This window comes from Aeromonas sp. 25-248, from assembly GCF_053005425.1.
Genome location: NZ_JBRKTB010000031.1, coordinates 1 through 902, shown reverse-complemented (window position 1 = coordinate 902; position 902 = coordinate 1). Strand labels below are relative to the sequence as shown.

The window sequence follows — 902 nt, the reverse complement described above, 5'->3', positions numbered from 1 at the left end:
GCGCCGATCGCGATGGACGACGGCCTGCGTTTCGCCATCCGTGAAGGTGGCCGTACCGTAGGTGCTGGTGTTGTAGCTAAAGTTATCGCTTAATCGATACTTTATATGCACACATGAAAGGGGTGGCTTCGGCCACCCCTTTTACTTTTGGGGCTTTAATTGGCCTGTGAGATACTTTTGCGAAATCATCTATAGAGGTAGCTGCTGTGAGTAAACCCGCCATTTTTCTGGATCGCGATGGTGTCATCAACAAAGACACGGGTTATGTCAGCCAGGTTGATGACTTCCATTTTCTGCCCGGGGTGATTGAGGCCATGCAATTGCTGAAGAAAAAAGGCTATTTGCTGGTCGTGGTGACCAACCAATCCGGTATCGCCCGCGGTTACTTCACGGAAGATGACTTCATGAACCTGACCGAGTGGATGGATTGGTCATTGGCCGATCGGGATGTGGATCTCGATGGTATCTACTTCTGCCCCCATCACCCGGATCACGGCGCCCCTTGCGACTGCCGCAAACCGGAACCCGGCATGCTGCTGTTGGCGCAGCAAGAGTTGGGCATCGACATGGACCGCTCTTATATGGTGGGTGACAAACCTTCGGACCTGAAAGCCGCCATCAATGCCAAGGTCGGTCACAAGATAATGGTCAGAACAGGCAAGCCGATTACTGATGCGGGGATTGAGCTGGCCGATGCCATCTACGACAACCTGCATGATTTTGCCGTTGCAGCGCCTGTCACAGGCTGATTTCGCTGGATTAAGATGCTTTTTGGTGGCTTTGTGAGCGGTTGAACGGTGAAAGCCATTTTTTTGCAATTATCCTCTTGCCAGAACGAATTCGCTCCCTATAATGCGCCTCCATCGACAGGGCAAGCGGCAACGCAAACAAGCCGGTCGGTA

General features: G+C 52.4%; 2 protein-coding genes. Both read left to right on the top strand.

The window, feature by feature from the left end; all coding sequences use genetic code 11:
* The coding region (locus ACVDHI_RS20740; RefSeq protein WP_131867864.1) for an EF-Tu C-terminal domain-related protein at positions 1 to 93 on the top strand (93 nt) is incomplete at its 5' end.
* Positions 94 to 206: 113 nt separating this feature from the next.
* On the top strand, positions 207 to 749 hold the full coding sequence (gene gmhB / locus ACVDHI_RS20735; protein ID WP_010675946.1) for a D-glycero-beta-D-manno-heptose 1,7-bisphosphate 7-phosphatase: 543 nt from the start codon (positions 207 to 209) through the stop codon (positions 747 to 749).
* Positions 750 to 902: the final 153 nt, after the last annotated feature.